We start from the raw sequence: 605 nt of genomic DNA on the forward strand, positions 1-605 counted from the left end.
ATGATCGATTTAGTGCGCACTTTTCGCCGTTCCGAACCGGGAACCACGAGGTCAGCGCCTCGCGCTCAGCGGCGATCTTGAAACGTGAGCCAAGTCAGGTCCCACGTCACGAGCTGAAGCTCGGGGATTGGGCGACTAAGTATCCCCCATTGCATTTCTGTGGGGTTGTGCATCTCTACTATAAGGCGCTCGTCCGTCAAGTAGACGTAGCCATCCCAATCGGCGTCGCTGAAGCGGACATAAACAGGACTTGCAGCCCAACGAACTTCACTTTGCTCATAGTGGCCATGCACCCGCTGCCATAGCGCCGACTCGTCGATATATCGCTCGTGCGTCAAATCTCTGCGCCAGCGCACCTCGAAGGATTCAGCGGGGCCATCACCGATCTCGGGAACGGCTCTTTTCTTGGAGAATAAGCCCACAGAATTCTCTCTCTGGAGAGTACCAATGAACGTTTTTCATCCGCCGGGCGGCTAAGCCGGTCACAGCATGATCGCGATGCTCGAGTTTTCCTCATGATGTGGCGAAGCTCCTGGTAGACGGGTTGATCACCACAACCATCACCGTCATCGCCAGGAGCTTCGGGTGCTGTTCTATCGTGCTGC

At 56.0% G+C, this 605-nt stretch carries 1 protein-coding gene; it reads right to left on the reverse strand.

Annotation, left to right across the window (positions count from 1 at the left end):
• Nucleotides 1–65: 65 nt before the first annotated feature.
• On the reverse strand, nucleotides 66–422 hold the full coding sequence (locus FLV34_RS39635) for a hypothetical protein (protein ID WP_147945629.1): 357 nt from the start codon (nucleotides 420–422) through the stop codon (nucleotides 66–68).
• Between the last annotated feature and the right edge of the window lie 183 nt (nucleotides 423–605).

It is taken from the genome of Microbispora sp. CSR-4, from assembly GCF_008033685.1.
Classification (GTDB): Bacteria; Actinomycetota; Actinomycetes; order Streptosporangiales; family Streptosporangiaceae; genus Microbispora.